Origin of the sequence: Vibrio sp. YYF0003 (assembly GCF_036350715.1) — a bacterium.
Taxonomy (GTDB): domain Bacteria; phylum Pseudomonadota; class Gammaproteobacteria; order Enterobacterales; family Vibrionaceae; genus Vibrio; species Vibrio natriegens.
The window spans coordinates 279,781-295,711 of record NZ_JAZDWA010000001.1 but is presented as its reverse complement, the minus strand read 5'-3'; the positions used below and the strand labels follow the sequence as shown (position 1 = coordinate 295,711).

Genomic DNA, 15,931 nt, shown 5'->3' with positions numbered 1-15,931 from the left:
GCAAACTGAAGATAATTCACTCATCACAGTTACCCCAATTCCTTCGCAACTTATTTTCAGTCAGCCACAATGTCTCATTGAGTCGATGTGATGCTGCCACTTCAAATATTGGATCTTCTTATAAACGCCGTTTGTGTTTGAAAACCGCCACAATTGATGATAGAGATACGCTTTACAAAAACATAACAATCATCTTACTTGGGTAATCCCCTTTCCCGCTGGCTAGGTATTTCTATGACAGAAAATCAACAACATATTCAAACTTCGTCGAGTACGCTGCACGAATTTACGCGTATGGATGTATGGAGTGGCTTTACACAACTATTACCCCTGTCCATATTCGTGGTCATATTTGGTCTCGCGTTCGGTGTAGCGGCAGTACAGACTGGCTTAGACGCATTTCCTACATTGCTAATGAGTGGCCTCGTGTTCGCGGGAGCTTCTCAATTTGCGACATTAGAAATGTGGGGAACCGAAGTCCCATTGATTCCAGTACTGATCACTGTCTTCGCGATCAACGCACGTCACCTGCTAATGGGGGCAACACTTTACCCGTGGTTACGTCAACTACCACCCGCTAAACGTTACGGTGTCATGTTGGTTGCGTCAGACGCGAACTGGGCAATGGCAATGAATGCATTTGCTAAAAAAGAACCTGGTCTCGGCTTACTCGTAGGTGGTGGCTTAGCACTTTGGGGCTTCTGGATCGTCGGCACCTGGATGGGCATCTACTTCGGTGGCGCAATAAAAGATCCTGTAAGCCTTGGATTGGATATGGTAATGGGATGCTTCTTACTGTCTATGGTTGTAGTTGGCCCTAAAAATTTGCGTATATTCGCAATTTGGGGAGCCGCAGCTGGGTCTTCTTTACTGGCTTACTGGTACCTACCTGAAAATAGCCACGTGGTGGTTGGCGCTTTTGCGGGTGGCATACTTGGCGCTTGTTGGAAGGAGAAAAAAGCATGAGCATAGAAACAAGTTTTGGCGGTACGCTTCTTATTATTTTCGCCATGGGGCTAGTGACATTAGCGACGCGATGGGGTGGCGTATTTGTGATGTCATTCATTCCTATTAGCGAGCGCGTACAACGCTTTATCACTGCCATGTCCGGCTCCGTGTTAGTTGCTCTTTTAGCACCAATTGCCGTTGAAGGTGACATCGGGGCGCGCATGGCCCTGCTTTCTACTACCGTAGTGATGTTCATCGTCAAAAAACCGCTACCTGCTATTGCAGCCGGAATAGTCGCTGCTGCAGCAGTGCGGGCTATTTAGCCTAACAAGCCTGGTGCTAGGCATCACAAACAAAAAGCCCCTCCACGACAACGCGTTGAGGGGCTCTACTTTTTATACGGACGCACTAAAAACGGAATGAATTAAGCACAGCAGTTACAGTTACGCTTATATTTATCCATTTTACCTATACCCGGATTGAAGGTATTAGTTGGGTCTAATTGATGATAGAACGTCTGCAACGAGTTCTCCGCTTCATACAAATGTCCCACATTATGCTCAGCTGGATATTTCGCACCACGGCTGTTTAGATGCTCTAGCATTAGCTTCTTCATCAGCTTGGTATCTGTGCCCTTTTTGAACACATAATCCTGATGGAACACATAACACATAAAGTGGCCATAATAGAGCGACTGAACCAAGTTCTTGCTCACTTCTTCTGGCAAGGTTTCTAACCATTCTTCATCATTACGACGCAGCGCGATATCTAACGCAACAATATCTTCCACATCTTTACGATGAATGGTCTCATAACGAATCGCCGCTCCGGCCGCAGCAAAACGATGTAAGAACGCTTTTTTGCCTTCGTCTGGGGTACATTCGAAGAAATCGCAGTCGCTTTCAACCGCCCATACTTCTTGCAGATATTTTTGAGCCTCTGCAATACCGCCATCGCTCATTTTTAGTATCAAGTGATGTTCGTACTTGTCACGGTAGTCCAGCATGCGTTCAGGTAAGTGTTGCGGAAACAGCTTACTTGCGTAATACAAAATGGAATCTGGCAGATATTTACTAACAAAAGGCACACGCTCTAAAAAGTTTTCTACTTTCGCTTTCAGCGCGAACATTTTAGGTAATCTGTCCGTACCCAATTTGTCGATGGAAAGAAATACATCCTTGCCGTACTTTTCAGCCATGTTGAAGATATCGCGGTGTAGATACTCCCCCATTTCTGGTAGGTTTTTGAAAGTCGATAAAAAATCTTTTCTTAGCTTAGTTAATTTTGCTGGATCATTCGTACCAAGATAAAAGACCTGCTCTTTGTCAGGTACTGGGTAGCTGTCGACACGAACCGCAAACACACCAAGTTTACCCGCACAACCACTGGCTTCGAACAACCGGCGTTCGTCGGCATTAAAACGAGATGGGATATCAGAGGTAACATCGCGAACACGCTCATCGTACTCTTTATCCGAAGCCATACGATCATCGTGAATGATCTTGGCAGGATCGAAGTTACCTTCCTGCAAGTTTGTCAAAATTTCTTCCGGGGTTTCACCCAAGCCTTCAATACCAAGGTGGTTAACGAGGTTCAGGTTACCCTGCTTATCCACCTGAGCATAAATCGCCAGTTCCGTGTATGCCGGTCCTCGCTTAACTAACGCGCCACCAGAGTTATTGGCGATACCACCCACCACGGTCGCTCCTAACGAAGAGGAACCAATAATAGAATGTGGCGCGCGGTTAACGGCTTTAAGCGATTTTTCTAATGAGTGTAAGCTAGCGCCCGGTAAACAAACCGCCTGCTTGCCGCCATCGAGCAAATGAATTTTCTTAATTTTGGTAATATTGATAACGACAACATCGCGGTCGTAATCGTTACCACTTGGAGCAGACCCTTCAGTCAGACCTGTCTTCGCCGCTTGCATGATGATGATGCAGTTAGCCTCGACACACTGTTTGATGATGTTCCACTGTTCTAATAATGTGTTAGGAAACACGACTGCAAGCGCTGTACCGCTACCAGAGCGAAAACCTGAACGGTAATACTTAGTTTTAACTTGATCGGTCAGGACGTTTTCTTCACCGACGATCGTTTTAAATTTTTCTATCAGCTGCTTTTGTTTCATATCCGTATCTCTAGTTATTTTGCTTCACTCACTCAAACTGGGTTGATTGAGTTTGGCTCACTATAAGCAGTCCATTTTCCTGCGTCTATCGATGTCATTCGAGTAATCTGAATCCAACGACAAACAATCACAATAATGTTCTTAATTATCATAACGTTAGGTATGGTTTATATAAAATTTAACGAAAGAAACAGATTGTTTCCCAAAAGAAACAATAACAAAACCAATCGTTAACATGTGTGCGCACTATCAAGATATTAGGTTTGTGAATATTTTGGCTTAGCCACGTAACGTGCTAAATAGGAAGGAGATTTAAATGGTGTAAACGAAGCACAAACACACCATTCAACAGATTGGGAATGTTGCGTTTATGTACCAAATAGAGAAATTAAAAGCGATGGCTCTGGCTTTGAAAGCAGGCGTATAAGTGGTCAATAAAGATTTTAACCTTTTCTGGCTGCTGCCTTGTATAAGGATACACAGCGTAAATACCGAGACACTTTGCCGTTTCCTCTTTGAACAATTGGATTAATCGGCCTTGTTTTAAATCTTCATAAACCAAAACGCGGGGAACGTAGATTAAGCCTTGCCCTAAAAGTGCGACATTTCTTAGAACCGACGAGTTATTAATACATAGATTGCCATCTACCGTCACTTGATACACGTCTTCGCCATCTTTGAAAGCCCATTCGCGCGCGCCCGTTTCCTGGTAAGAATAAACGAGACAGTTGTGTTTTTCTAACTCAGTAGGCTGCTTTGGAATGCCATGTCTGGCAAGGTATTGAGGTGAGGCACACACTATCCAGTTTGCGTCGACAAGCTTTCTTGCAATCAGACTGGAGTCTGGCAATACGCCCGTTCTTATCGCCAAATCAAAGCGCTCATTCACGATGTCGACGAAACGATTATCAAGTTCCATATCGATCTTGATGTCAGGGTATTTGTTATTAAATTCAGCAATAACACCAGGCAGAATCAATTCGCCAGAAATAGTAGGAACGGTAATTTTGATGTTGCCGGATAAATCCTTACCTAACCCAACAATTGATTCTTCCGCAGTAGCAACAGCCTGATAGACGGATTTTGCGTGCTCAAAGAAATACTGACCCGCTTCACTCAGGGTTATGGTACGTGTCGTACGATAGAGCAATTGAACACCGAGATCCTGCTCGAGCTTCGCAATGCGTTTACTGACCACAGACTTGGTCAGCTCCATTTGCTTAGCCGCACCACTGAACGAGCCCTGCTCGACCAAATGATAAAAAATGATGTAATCGTCGGTGTTTCTCATGCTGCTTCATTAAATCCTTTAGAAGAGCGTATTGTAGGCGGATTATGTAACAGGTGCTGAAAGTAGAGTCACACTTATACCAATCACACCACCTAAACGGCAGATACAAAAAAACCAGCTTTCGCTGGTTTAATGTTGATGCTTTTAGCATCGAGATATCGCTAAGACAAACTTTGATAAGTATGAAGCCATATCTGAATAATTTATGGAGGCGCCTCCCGGAGTCGAACCGAGGTCCACGGATTTGCAATCCGCTGCATAGCCACTCTGCCAAGGCGCCGTCACATTTACGCGTTAAGAGGTCTCCCCCGTTGCGTTGGTTGCTACTTTACGGATTCAGAAAAGATAGTCAAACATAAATCCACTATTTCCTGTTTGTTTGCTTCCTTTTAAGTCAGTTAGATCAAGACTCGAGCAATTTGCGTATTTATTAGCACTCTCGTTTGTTTCTGTGCCTTGCTAACTCTGCAAAAATAAAGCGGCTCAAGTGGCCGCTTTATTATGTTTGATTGGCTATCTAACCGTTGCTTACACGTTTGAGTAATCGCCCAACGACATTTGGATGATAAGACCACACATGGTCAAACATCGACATTAACGCCGGATTACCGTATTTGGACAAACTGATCGCATGAAAACGGTTTTTCTTCGCTTTAAGTGCATTTACTTTTTCGAGTAGCTCATCCTGCTGCTTTGGTGCAATAAAATCCGAAATCACCACCATATCGGCGTTTTTGTACTTGTCACCACTCATCAGATCGATAGATTTGATCAAGGTCGGTTCCAAATCGGTGCCGCCATGGAAGCTATAGGTCAGGAAATCAGCCGCTTCGCGCAAGCCATCTTGTTTAGTCAGCTCGTAAGTAATGTGCTCGGTAGAAAATATGATGACGTAGCAGTCACGTTGCTCTGCTAACGCAATTTGCATCAGTGCGTACGCCATTGCCTTAGCACATTGTTCTGGAAAACCGCTCATTGAGCCTGACGCGTCTACACAGACAATAAATGGACCTTTTTCGATATCCACCGTTTTGTTATCAGGGCGATGCGCTTTCACTTTACGCAGCGTACGAGATTTACCCTGAGTTCGATAGTTCATCAAACGCTTGTCGACAAGATGTTTATAGAACACAACTTCAAGCTCTGGATATGCCAAAAACATGGTTTCATTTGGGAGGAGTTTATTTAAATCGTCACTTTCGTGAATACCAACAATGTCGTCGGTCGCTTCGTCACTCTTTTCCTCAACCATTTGCAACTCTTCAGCCGGAGCACGATTCAGATCAGGATCATTCACCTGCCCTGCCATACGACCAAGTTGTTCAGCGATCTCTTGTAAACCTTTATGCTTTTTCAAAAACTCCGCATGACGCTTCATTACTGTAAGGTCAGTCTTACTCAACTTGGCAGACGCCATATCCCATAATCGACCTACGCTTTCCACATCACCAGACTCGGTCACTTTATCCATATTACGCATGGTTTCCATACGCTGATAAAGGTCATTGAGCACTTTTTCTTTATTCGCTTCCAGTTCACTCACCTGAGCTTGTTTGATGGCATCCGCCAAGCTCTGGTACCACTGGTCACAAAAATAGTGTGGGAACATCGGGTTGTTGACCCCTTTGTTCTTCTCCATCATACGACGCGCTTGCATGTAAAAGGCAGAGTGCCATTCGAGCTTTTTGATTACGTCTTCGATGCGATCAAAAAACTCATCTTCACTCCAGTGAATCACTTCTTGATACAAAGCGAGTTCTTGCTGAAATCGCTCTGTTTCACATACCTTAGTAATACGCTTCTTAACATTGCCACGCCATTTTAACAGGTGACTTTTCACGGAGGATTTTACTCCTCGGTTTTCTGCCATCATCATGACTTGCGAGCGGGCCATAAGATCGTTAACTGCGCTGTCGATGATCCCCGAGTCTGCTATCATCAATGCCAAGTTGAATCCATCTGCACCTAACATGAAGCCTCCTTACGAGAAAAACTGTTGTAAGTTCTTAAAGCGCTGAACAATTTTCTCGCTTTCTCCCTGGATAGATTCAAGCCTTTGACTAACCTGTTGCAGACTCGATTCCATTAAACGCGGCAATTCTGGGTCGACAAAACTGTGTGGCAGCGCATCGTGAAAGTTGGCTTTAACTTTTCGCATGTGATGTTCTGCTTCACTTAACTGACTCACTGCTTTTTCACTCTGAGCAAGCCAATTTTGGTAGCGTTCCATATCTAAACCTTCTTGCGTCACTAGGCCGACAAGAATGCCGCGATTGGCTATATCACGAATCACCAGGTTATTGGCTGCATCGACATCAAAACGTAAGCGGCACATATTGGTGTTTTGGTTAACATAACCGTACACATCACCGTGGCCGTCTTTAATCACGCGGTCTAGTTCGTCCTTAGGAACATACACCCAGCGACTGTCACCTTTCTCAGATTCAGATACCGACATGTTGCTCTGCAAAATCACTAGTTTCACTAAGTTCACCGCCGCGCCGACTTTGTAGCTTTTCGCTTTAGACGTATCAAAACGCATAGTTTCTTTACGCAAAATGCCCGTTGCGGCTTCTGATGTCAGAGTCATGCGGTAGGTATCTTCGAGCTCGTGTTGCACGTCGATTAGTGACTCTCGGCAATATTCGATTTCTTGTTCTGCATCTTGCTGATCGAAAGCGTGTTTCAATGCAAATTCCTGGACGACATTTCGAACGACATCACGAGATTCAGGGCTATTCCACAGACAATCTTGCAGAAGCAAAAGATCGAGCGGGTTTATCTCATCTCGGCCATTAAAGAACGCGCTCGCTTTAAGTAGCTTCACCGCTTTTTTCCAGCGTCGGTCAGAAACGTACATGTCCGTATTCGCGATATCACCAAACTCAGCTTCAACCTTACTTTCTAACATGGTCTTGAGCTGGAACAGCTTTTCGAAAGCATTATCTGTCAACGACAACTTATCAAACTGTTGTTGCCATTGATGATACTCGTCGTCGGTAATCGCCAGGCCTTCTGGTATTTTTGCTTCCTGAGAAGTACCCACGGTTAGCATTGACTTAAAATTCTGTTTGTTCTGAATACGGTTAACAAACACACGTACCAGCATACGGTCATACAATGCGTCTAAGCCGCTGTCTTCGTCTGGGAGTTCATTCGATGCCGACACCAACAAACGCATTGGCACGCGCTCGATGTCACTGCCGTTTTTAAATGTTTTTTCGTTCACTACTGTCAGCAAAGTATTCAGGATTGCTGGACCAGCTTTCCAAATTTCATCTAAGAAAACGACTTGAGCCGTCGGAAGGTAGCCTTCAGTCAGACGAACATAACGGCCGTTATCTTTCAATTCTTGGATACTAAGCGGGCCGAACACCTCTTCTGGGGTCGAGAATCGAGTCATCAAGTATTCAAAATAGCTGCTGTTATCAAACGCCTGAATTAAGCGCTTAGCAATCAAGCTTTTCGCAATACCCGGAGGGCCGAGAAGAAAAACGCTTTCGCCAGCAAGGGCTGCCAGAAGACAAAGTTTGATGGTATGTTCACGTTCGTAAACGCCATCAGTCAACGCTTTCGCTAACTTATTGATACGCTCGGAAAGAAGTGCTTTATCGGCATTAGATGCAAAAGAGGGTTGTATCATGAGGGCTCCGGCTGCTGGACTGATGCGGTATATTTATTTTTATACATTTGTTATCACTTTGTTACAAGTGTAATTTATTCTACCTCCCCTTATAACAGATGCTTACTTACCACATCGCCGAGCAATCAAAGTTTCCATTTATGAGATACATATCACTGAAAATATGTACACTTTTGTAGTGTTAGAATGGCTTTCAGATACAGAACGCAATGATTTCTCGCTGACACAAGCTCAAGAAAATCACACAATAGAATTGTTTACTCTTTCCAAGTTATGGGGTTGTAAACAGATTTTTACTTTTGTTTGATGAAGAATGTCGTTAATGTTCATACAAGCCTTAATAGTTTGGATTATCACTTCATGACTAAAACCATTCATAAATGGAAGCAAATCGCACTGGTAGAAGAAGACGTTGAACTACCCACTGGTCAGGTCATTACACACACCACGATTCATCACCCTGGAGCTGCGGTTATCTTGCCTATAACAGAGAACAATGAAGTCGTACTTGTGAACCAGTTTCGTCCTTCTCTGAAAAAATGGTTGCTTGAACTGCCGGCAGGAACACGCGAAGGTGTTGAAGACCCCTTGTCATGTGCAAGGCGAGAGCTGGAAGAAGAAACCGGGTTTAGCGCACAAAAATTTATTTCGCTCGGACAAGTTACGCCTTTAGCTGGCTTCTGTGATGAAATCCAATACTTATTTATCGCACAGGAGTTAACCGCGACTCATCGCTATGAATGTGATGAAGACGAAGTGATTGAAGTGGTGACGCTGTCACTAAAACAGCTAGAAGAAAAAATTATCGACGGCACGATTACCGATGCTAAAACTATCGCTTGTTTAAGCAAAGCTCGACTTTGCGGATATATTTAGGGATTAAGAGGAGATATTCATGGACTTTCGATCAGATACAGTAACTCAACCGACTCAAGCCATGCGCGAAGCCATGTTTACAGCGCCAGTTGGGGATGACGTTTACGGTGATGATCCAACAGTGAATGAGCTGGAGCAATTCGCTGCAGAGCTAGCAGGCTTTGAAGCAGCCCTGTTTACCACATCCGGCACTCAAGCGAACTTGTTAGGTTTGATGGCTCACTGTGAGCGCGGAGACGAGTACCTTTGCGGCCAACAAGCGCACAACTACAAATACGAAGCGGGTGGCGCGGCGGTTTTAGGCTCCATTCAACCTCAACCAATCGAGAATAATCCCGACGGTACTTTACCTTTTGATAAACTCGCAGCTGCAATTAAGCCCGATGACATGCACTTCGCTCGAACGCGTTTGCTGAGCCTTGAGAACACCATAAATGGTAAAGTTCTACCGCTTACCTATCTTGCAGAAGCTCGTGAATTTGTTAATCAGCACAACCTGAAGTTACACCTTGACGGTGCACGCGTGTTTAACGCTGCAGTGGCGCTTGATGTACCTGTTAAAGAAATTGCGCAGTATTTTGACTCAATGACCATTTGCCTTTCAAAAGGACTCTGCGCACCTGTTGGTTCTCTCCTTCTCGGCAGCAAAGAGTACATTGCAAAAGCACGACGCCTGAGAAAGATGGTTGGCGGAGGAATGCGCCAGGCAGGTATCTTAGCCGCTGCGGGTAAACTCGCGATTACCGAGCAAGTCCTCCAGTTAAAGCAAGATCATATTAATGCCAAAACGCTAGCTCAAGGATTGGCAGAACTTCCTGGGTTCTCAGTCAATCCTGATTTAGTCCAAACCAACATTGTGTTTGCTAAGTTAGATCCTCAAGTGGATATCGTGAGCATCGCTGAGAAACTAAAACAGCAAGACATCATTATCACGCCGGGGAACCCAATCCGATTTGTGACCCATAAAGACATTTCAGAACAAGATGTTGCCACGTTCTTATCTGCGTTAAAATCTGTTCTCTGACTTGATTTTGATCATTGAGCTTCCCCTTAGGGGAAGCTTTAATCTACAGCGAGTATTCGCACCATAAAGAGCTCGCTGATGTTAAAGTACCTGTTGTTTATTTCTGTTATTTTTGCTCCCGCCACCATGGCAAACCCTTCTGGTGACGCAACCAAAGGTAAAATTAAGTCACCCAGTTGTGTCTATTGTCACGGTGCGACGGGCATCAGTGTCAATGAAACTTACCCTAACCTCGCGGGTCAGGACGCTCAGTATCTGTTTAACGCAATGAAGTCCTATCAAAACAGTGAGCGCCAAGGCCCCTTAGCAGAAATGATGGAAAGCCAATTAAAAAAGCTCAATGATGAAGATCTTAGAGACGTGGCTGCGTTTTATGCGGAACAACTAACTCATTGATATTGATGTACTCTAAAATTACGGCGACATAAAGTTAACTTGCACAATTCTACTGGCACTTTCCCCTAGTACTCTTTACCCTATCGGTTATTAGAATCCAATTCAGTAAGCAAGCATCAATACAAATGCTTTTTGGAGTGATCACCTTAATGGCAACACAATTTTCCGATGACGTAATTCAAGGACACAAAGTAATACAAGCCCTAGATGTGGAAGATCTCCCATCCGGTGAACATAAGTTCTGGTTTCGTATTGCAACCAATGCACTTTCGCAATGGCAACACCTGCCTGTACTCGTGTTTAAAGGTCAGAAACCCGGTAAGAAAATAATGATTACCGCTGGTGTTCATGGTGACGAATACAACGGAGTATTGGCAGCACAAAAAACGGCCAGGGAACTGATTGGCGCAGACCTTGCTGGTACAGTAACCATCGTACCGGGGATCAACTTGAGCGGCATGTTGAATAAAAGCCGGGATTTTTGTTCTCCTGACCCGGATGCTGCACGCGCGAACCTAAACCGCTTCTTTCCAGGCAACGAGTTCGGTAATGAAGCGAACCGCTACTTGTACACGCTTTGGAATCAGTTATTAAAGCCAAATGCTGACTTAGCAATAGACTTACACACCCAAACCAGCGGCGCAGCCTACCCACTTTATGTCTTCGCCGATTTCCGCATTGAGGACTCGTTAAAAATGGCGCGCCATATTAATCCAGACGTTATTTTGGATGATCCGGGCGAAAATGGTGTATTGGAAACGGCATGGAACAACGTGGGAGTACCAGCTATCACGGTTGAAGTTGGGACAGGACGTTATACCGATCAAGCTCTGATCGATCGCACGGTAACCGGTATCTTCAATATTCTTAAACAGTTCGAATTGCTTTCTGGTGTTCCAACGCCGATTCAGTCTTGTGTGGAAGGCCGTGAAATAATAAACGTTCGAGCAGAACTGGGTGGTTTCGTTCTACCTCAAGTCAATATTTTGCAATCGGTGGAGCCAGGTCAACTGGTGGCAATCCAATATGATAGTTTTGGAGACGAGATACAACGGTACACTGCTCCTGCTTCGGGCACCGTCATCAGCCATAATGTTGAATCGATTCGAGCCGCGGGATCACTCCTAGTTCGCCTGATTAAATAGCGTTAAACAGTTCTATCATATCCCCCCGATTAAGGGGGATTATTCTATCTACCGTCTGAGCTATTGAGTCTGATCAACCAGAATTAACTCGTCTACAGCAAAGCCTTTATCTCGGGCTACTTGTTTGAATCTTTCAAGCGTTGCTGAATCCACTTGCGGCTGACGTGATAGCAACCAAAGATAGTCGCGATTGTAGCCAGATATAAAGGCGTAATCATAATCTTCACCAAGCTCAAAGATGATATACGACGAATAAAATGGGCCAAAGAAAGAAACTTTTAAATGGCCAGTTGACGGTTCATCAACAAAATACGCTTTCCCTTCCGCTTGCTTCCAACTTTGTTCTTCTTGTGAATAGCCACGGTTTATTACCGTCACACCGCCGTCTTCGCGAAGTTCATATTCAGCGGTTACATTGGATAATCCGCGCTCAAAAGAATGGTCTAATCGCGCAATTTCAAACCATTTCCCCAAATAAGGTTTCAGTTCAAAATTCTGAATTGGCTCAACACCTTCGGGCTTCGAGGTACAACCAAACAAAACAGCGACAGACAGCAACAGAAGCGACTTTATCAATTTCATTACAAGTTCCCATATTAGTTAGTGACTGATTTTACTGAATATGATCCAAAACGGATCATAAACCCTATTTGTTTGTGTATGGGGGGCAAAACAATCATACCTATGTTTTTGGTAATTAAAGTACCGTTCCTACAAATATTCCTACAAATTCAGTTATTTATTTTGCATTTTGACGTCCTGCCTATCGAAAGTTTGCACAACATAGACATTTCTCTTCATAGGAGCCTTTTATAATACGCCCCGATATAAATTGAGGTTATTGTTATGAAGTTTAAGACAATGTCAGCTTGTGCAGTTTTGGTATTGCTTGTTGGTTGCCAACAAAACAGTCCCGAAGAGACGACAGAAATAACAGCCTCGGCAGACGTATGCAGTAGTCAGGGAAATATGCCAGGTGGGTGGAAAATGTTTAAGTCTACACCCGACGTTCAAAAGGCGATGGCTTTTGTACTGACAGAAATGGATTCAGCTTCATCGTTCAAACAAATTATCAATGTTCATGCACAAATCGTCAGCGGCGTGAATTACGCGATTGAGTTTGAAATGGGTGATGGTGTGGTTTGGAACACGATCGTTTATCGCAACTTGGATGGTGACTACTCTATTACACAATCACCACACGAAGGGAAATTCTGCGAACAGTGATTTCAAACCTTGAAAGCCCCTAATCTGGGGCTTTTTAGGCATATAAGACCGCTAGGTTTTAATTTTTAAGTGCGGCTGTAACAATCAGCTCTACTTGGAGTTCTGGACTGGCAAGTTTCGCTTCGCCACATGCTCGGGCAGGCGCATAACCTTCTTCAAACCACTGATCCCATACACCATTCATTTCATCAAAGTCTTTCATATCGGCTAACCACACAATGGTCTGCAGTACGTGCTTGCGGTCACTTCCCGCTTCGATAAGCAGGCTTTCGACTCTTTTCAGCGCTTCTTCTGTTTGCTCCGCAACGCTCGTGCCACGAACGCCAACTTGGCCACATAGGTAAACCGTATCATTGTGAATCACTACTTTGCTCATTCGCTGGTTAGTGTACTGTCTTTGGATCTCGCTCATTGTTCACTCCTTCACTCTTATACTTTTTCATAAATGATTTGTTTGCTGGCGTTAAGCTAGCGAGCTCACCCAGTTTTAACGGTTTTATTGGGTTTCGCAGACGGTAATATCCTACTTGTTCCATCGATTGCCCGATTTTATCGCTAATGATATGTGCCACGGTCGAGCCGCAATATCTGCCTTGGCATGGTCCCATTCCACAACGGGTAAAGGTTTTAATTTGATTGATACCATTTGCGCCATCGACAGCATGCTGTCGAATTTGTCCAGCCGTGACTTCCTCACAGCGGCAGACAATAGTTTTATCAGATGGCACCAGTGCTTGTTTAGGCGGCGTATACAATGTGTCTAAAAACGGTCGCACGGTCAGTTCATGCTGGATTGATTTTTTAAGTGTTGCCGACTCACTGATCTGATGTTGGCTGTCTCCAATAGATAGAGCGCTGAGCACATTCACAGCAACTAGCTCTCCTTGAAGTTCTGCCACCAGCGCACCGCCAATTCCACCGCTATCTCCAGCAATGTAAACACTTTGGCGAGAGCTCATATTGTTTTCATCCAGCGCAGGCTTCCAGCAAACTTGCACCTTGTCCCAGTAATGATCTAAGCCCATCGCTCTGGTTAATTGCACGTTAGGAATCACACCAATATGCGCCAGTACCGTTTCCGTCTCTAACGAGATTGATTTTCCACCACATTTAAAATTGAGGCGTTTCACACTGTCTGAACCCTCAGCCTCAATGTCAGTCACGCCCGTGTAACGCTTTATACCTGCTTTACGTAACTTGGCTAACAGACCAAGTCCTTTGATCAGGTACTTGCGCCCTTTCCACGCATTTGAAGCATAACTGATGGCTTTTACATAGCTGTCCGATTGTTGGGTATCGACAATCGCCTTAGGTGGTGCACCAGCGTCAATCATTTGCGCAGCTAACAGATAAAGCAGTGGTCCGGTTCCAACCATCACTGCCTGTTTAGGTACCAAACCTGATGTTTTCATCATGATCTGACAAGCACCCGCCGTCATCACTCCGGGCAATGTCCAGCCAGAAAACGGAAAAGAGCGTTCAATTGCACCTGTCGCAATAATGATCTGCTTAGCCACAGTCTTTTGTGCTTTTCCGTGTTGACTCCAATACACCGTATTGTCGTCATCAATACGCCACAATGTTGCCTGGGCTATATGTTTGATCGGTGCCTTATTAAAGGCTTTGACTAGCGCAGATCCACGAAGGTAATCAGGACCAAAAACATCGCCGTTAGGATGGCCATTTTCTCGTACCGCTCGATAGATTTGACCGCCTGGACGTGGCTGTTCATCAATAACGGTGACGCTGGCACCTGCCTCAGCACAGCGTACCGCGGCTTTCATTCCCGCTGGGCCAGCACCAATCACGCACACATCTACCACATTTTGTATTTCGACTTGCATGATTTCTCCTGTTAAGTTCTTTGGCGGCTAATCGTCATGCCGTCTTCAATCAAATTCATGCAGGCTTGAACATTCTGTTCACCGTTAACGACTACACGACATTCAAAACAGCTACCCATCATGCAGAACGGTGCGCGTGGTGAGCCTGATTGTGGCGTCTCGCGAGTGTGGTTCACATCAGCAGCTAAAAGTGCCACAGCTATCGTGTCTCCTTCGCAGGCAGAGTATTCTTTGCCTTCCCAATAAAATCGAACTATTCGAGGTCGTGTACCCGAGTTTGAAATCCGTTGAAACTTAGAATCTGTCTTCACTGAACAACTCCAAATTTGGTGCATCAGCCGTTTGCTCTAGCCAATGAGGTAGTAAATACGAATGGACCGCGGCCAACGTAATGCCACTGTGGCAACTAATCAGGTAGGCCCCTGAGTTGGTTTTAGATTGCTGGTAAATGGGCAAACCGTCAGGCGAGATAATCCGGATGGCTCCCCAGCTACGGACCAGTTTGGTTTTCGCCAAGAATGGATACACAGCAATAGCACGCTCTGCAATGGCAGCCGTCATTTCGAGTGTGTCACTGTCATCAAAGCCCGCGTTCTCTTTAGAGTCACCGATTTGAATGCCGCCCTCGTCGACCTGACGAATAATCCCTGAAGGTCGCTTCAAGGTTGGAGCAAGCTTCTCAGTGATCAGAACCTGACCTTTCTGTGGTGATATAGGCGCAATAAAACCGAGTTTAGGACCAAGTGTCGCAGTACCTAATCCTGCAGAAAGGATGACTTTATCGCCTATATACTGGGTACCATCTTCAAGCGTGACCTGAAATTTTCCGCGACTGTCTTTATTTACATCAGATACGTTAACACCCGTGATCAAATTCGCACCGAGATCCTGTATCGCTTTGGTGTATGCCTTGAGTAACTTTAACGGATTAACATGACCGTCTTCTGGGCCATAGATTGCCCCAATCACATCCGGACCGATATGCGGATCTTCTTTAAGTAGTTGCTCTCTGTTCCAAACCTCATAAGGATGGTCGGTACCTAACGCTTTTCTTAAAGCTTCATATTGTTTTGCTTTGGCCGCCATCTCTTTCTCACAAAAATGAAAGTCGTATCCGCCCTGTTGCTTTAGGTTGAGGTCTTCACCCGTCGCTTTTTCTAGCTCATCAGCCAACCCTCTCCACAAGTTAACAGAACGGCGAGTCCACGCTGCATAGTGCGGTGCATCTAACCCTTTACTGGAGAGCCACACCAAGCCAAAGTTTCCACGTGATGCCCGATGTGCGCTGTCTCCACCGTCCAAAACGGTAACTTTATGGCCAGCTTTTAGTAGGCCGTAAGCCACTGCGCAGCCCACAACACCGCCACCGACAACAATGTATTCCGGTTTCATAACATTCTCTTCAG

General features: G+C 44.9%; 16 protein-coding genes and 1 tRNA gene. 7 read left to right on the top strand and 10 right to left on the bottom strand.

Annotation, left to right across the window (positions count from 1 at the left end):
• Positions 1-234: 234 nt before the first annotated feature.
• Both V1U08_RS01330 and V1U08_RS01325 read left to right on the top strand, forming a co-directional pair.
• Complete coding sequence (locus V1U08_RS01330; protein ID WP_330469701.1) at positions 235-966, top strand: AzlC family ABC transporter permease; 732 nt, start codon at positions 235-237, stop codon at positions 964-966.
• Positions 963-1,271 carry an AzlD family protein gene (locus tag V1U08_RS01325; RefSeq protein ID WP_014234163.1) on the top strand — a complete coding sequence of 103 codons (309 nt, stop codon included), beginning with the start codon at positions 963-965 and terminating at the stop codon, positions 1,269-1,271. The genes V1U08_RS01330 and V1U08_RS01325 overlap by 4 nt, the downstream gene beginning before the upstream one ends.
• A 101-nt stretch (positions 1,272-1,372) precedes the next feature.
• Here V1U08_RS01325 and dld read toward each other — a convergent pair whose 3' ends face one another.
• The 5 genes from dld to V1U08_RS01300 all read right to left on the bottom strand — a co-directional run bounded on the left by dld (position 1,373) and on the right by V1U08_RS01300 (position 8,013).
• Positions 1,373-3,079: a D-lactate dehydrogenase gene (dld, locus tag V1U08_RS01320; protein ID WP_330469700.1), complete on the bottom strand. Its 1,707-nt coding sequence runs from the start codon at positions 3,077-3,079 to the stop codon at positions 1,373-1,375.
• Positions 3,080-3,467: 388 nt separating this feature from the next.
• Positions 3,468-4,370: a LysR family transcriptional regulator gene (locus V1U08_RS01315; protein WP_065301128.1), complete on the bottom strand. Its 903-nt coding sequence runs from the start codon at positions 4,368-4,370 to the stop codon at positions 3,468-3,470.
• Positions 4,371-4,576: 206 nt separating this feature from the next.
• A tRNA-Cys gene (locus tag V1U08_RS01310) sits at positions 4,577-4,650 on the bottom strand.
• Between the two features lie 237 nt (positions 4,651-4,887).
• A complete protein-coding gene (gene viaA, locus V1U08_RS01305; protein WP_330469699.1) occupies positions 4,888-6,342 on the bottom strand; it encodes an ATPase RavA stimulator ViaA in 1,455 nt (484 codons plus the stop codon).
• 9 nt (positions 6,343-6,351) lie between these two features.
• The gene (locus V1U08_RS01300; RefSeq protein WP_014234159.1) at positions 6,352-8,013 is read right to left on the bottom strand and encodes an ATPase RavA domain-containing protein; all 1,662 of its coding nucleotides are present in this window, start codon (positions 8,011-8,013) and stop codon (positions 6,352-6,354) included.
• A gap of 360 nt (positions 8,014-8,373) precedes the next feature.
• Between V1U08_RS01300 and V1U08_RS01295 the strand changes: the two genes are divergently transcribed.
• The 4 genes from V1U08_RS01295 (at position 8,374) to V1U08_RS01280 (ending at position 11,454) form a co-directional block, all read left to right on the top strand.
• A complete protein-coding gene (locus tag V1U08_RS01295) occupies positions 8,374-8,889 on the top strand; it encodes an NUDIX hydrolase (protein ID WP_330469698.1) in 516 nt (171 codons plus the stop codon).
• A gap of 19 nt (positions 8,890-8,908) precedes the next feature.
• On the top strand, positions 8,909-9,913 hold the full coding sequence (ltaE, locus tag V1U08_RS01290; protein ID WP_330469697.1) for a low-specificity L-threonine aldolase: 1,005 nt from the start codon (positions 8,909-8,911) through the stop codon (positions 9,911-9,913).
• A gap of 78 nt (positions 9,914-9,991) precedes the next feature.
• On the top strand, positions 9,992-10,309 hold the full coding sequence (locus tag V1U08_RS01285; protein ID WP_330469696.1) for a c-type cytochrome: 318 nt from the start codon (positions 9,992-9,994) through the stop codon (positions 10,307-10,309).
• Positions 10,310-10,458: 149 nt separating this feature from the next.
• Positions 10,459-11,454: a succinylglutamate desuccinylase/aspartoacylase family protein gene (locus tag V1U08_RS01280; protein ID WP_330469695.1), complete on the top strand. Its 996-nt coding sequence runs from the start codon at positions 10,459-10,461 to the stop codon at positions 11,452-11,454.
• A 60-nt stretch (positions 11,455-11,514) separates the two neighbouring features.
• Here the strand turns inward: V1U08_RS01280 and V1U08_RS01275 are convergent, their stop codons facing one another.
• Positions 11,515-12,036, bottom strand: a complete 522-nt coding sequence (locus tag V1U08_RS01275) for a lipocalin family protein (protein ID WP_065301123.1) — start codon at positions 12,034-12,036, stop codon at positions 11,515-11,517.
• Between the two features lie 264 nt (positions 12,037-12,300).
• Here V1U08_RS01275 and V1U08_RS01270 point away from each other — a divergent pair, with 264 nt between their 5' ends.
• Complete coding sequence (locus V1U08_RS01270) at positions 12,301-12,681, top strand: cystatin domain-containing protein (protein WP_014234153.1); 381 nt, start codon at positions 12,301-12,303, stop codon at positions 12,679-12,681.
• Positions 12,682-12,739: 58 nt separating this feature from the next.
• Here the strand turns inward: V1U08_RS01270 and V1U08_RS01265 are convergent, their stop codons facing one another.
• Genes V1U08_RS01265 through V1U08_RS01250 form a run of 4 tightly spaced genes read right to left on the bottom strand, consistent with a single transcriptional unit; the run spans position 12,740 to position 15,917 of the window.
• Positions 12,740-13,093, bottom strand: coding sequence for a RidA family protein (locus V1U08_RS01265; protein WP_330469694.1), 354 nt, complete (start codon positions 13,091-13,093; stop codon positions 12,740-12,742).
• A complete protein-coding gene (locus V1U08_RS01260) occupies positions 13,065-14,525 on the bottom strand; it encodes an FAD/NAD(P)-dependent oxidoreductase (protein WP_330469693.1) in 1,461 nt (486 codons plus the stop codon). Before V1U08_RS01260 ends, V1U08_RS01265 begins: the two co-directional genes overlap by 29 nt.
• Positions 14,526-14,536: 11 nt before the next feature.
• Positions 14,537-14,860 carry a (2Fe-2S)-binding protein gene (locus tag V1U08_RS01255; RefSeq protein WP_065303551.1) on the bottom strand — a complete coding sequence of 108 codons (324 nt, stop codon included), beginning with the start codon at positions 14,858-14,860 and terminating at the stop codon, positions 14,537-14,539.
• On the bottom strand, positions 14,820-15,917 hold the full coding sequence (locus tag V1U08_RS01250; protein ID WP_330469692.1) for an NAD(P)/FAD-dependent oxidoreductase: 1,098 nt from the start codon (positions 15,915-15,917) through the stop codon (positions 14,820-14,822). The genes V1U08_RS01255 and V1U08_RS01250 overlap by 41 nt, the downstream gene beginning before the upstream one ends.
• Positions 15,918-15,931 lie beyond the last annotated feature (14 nt).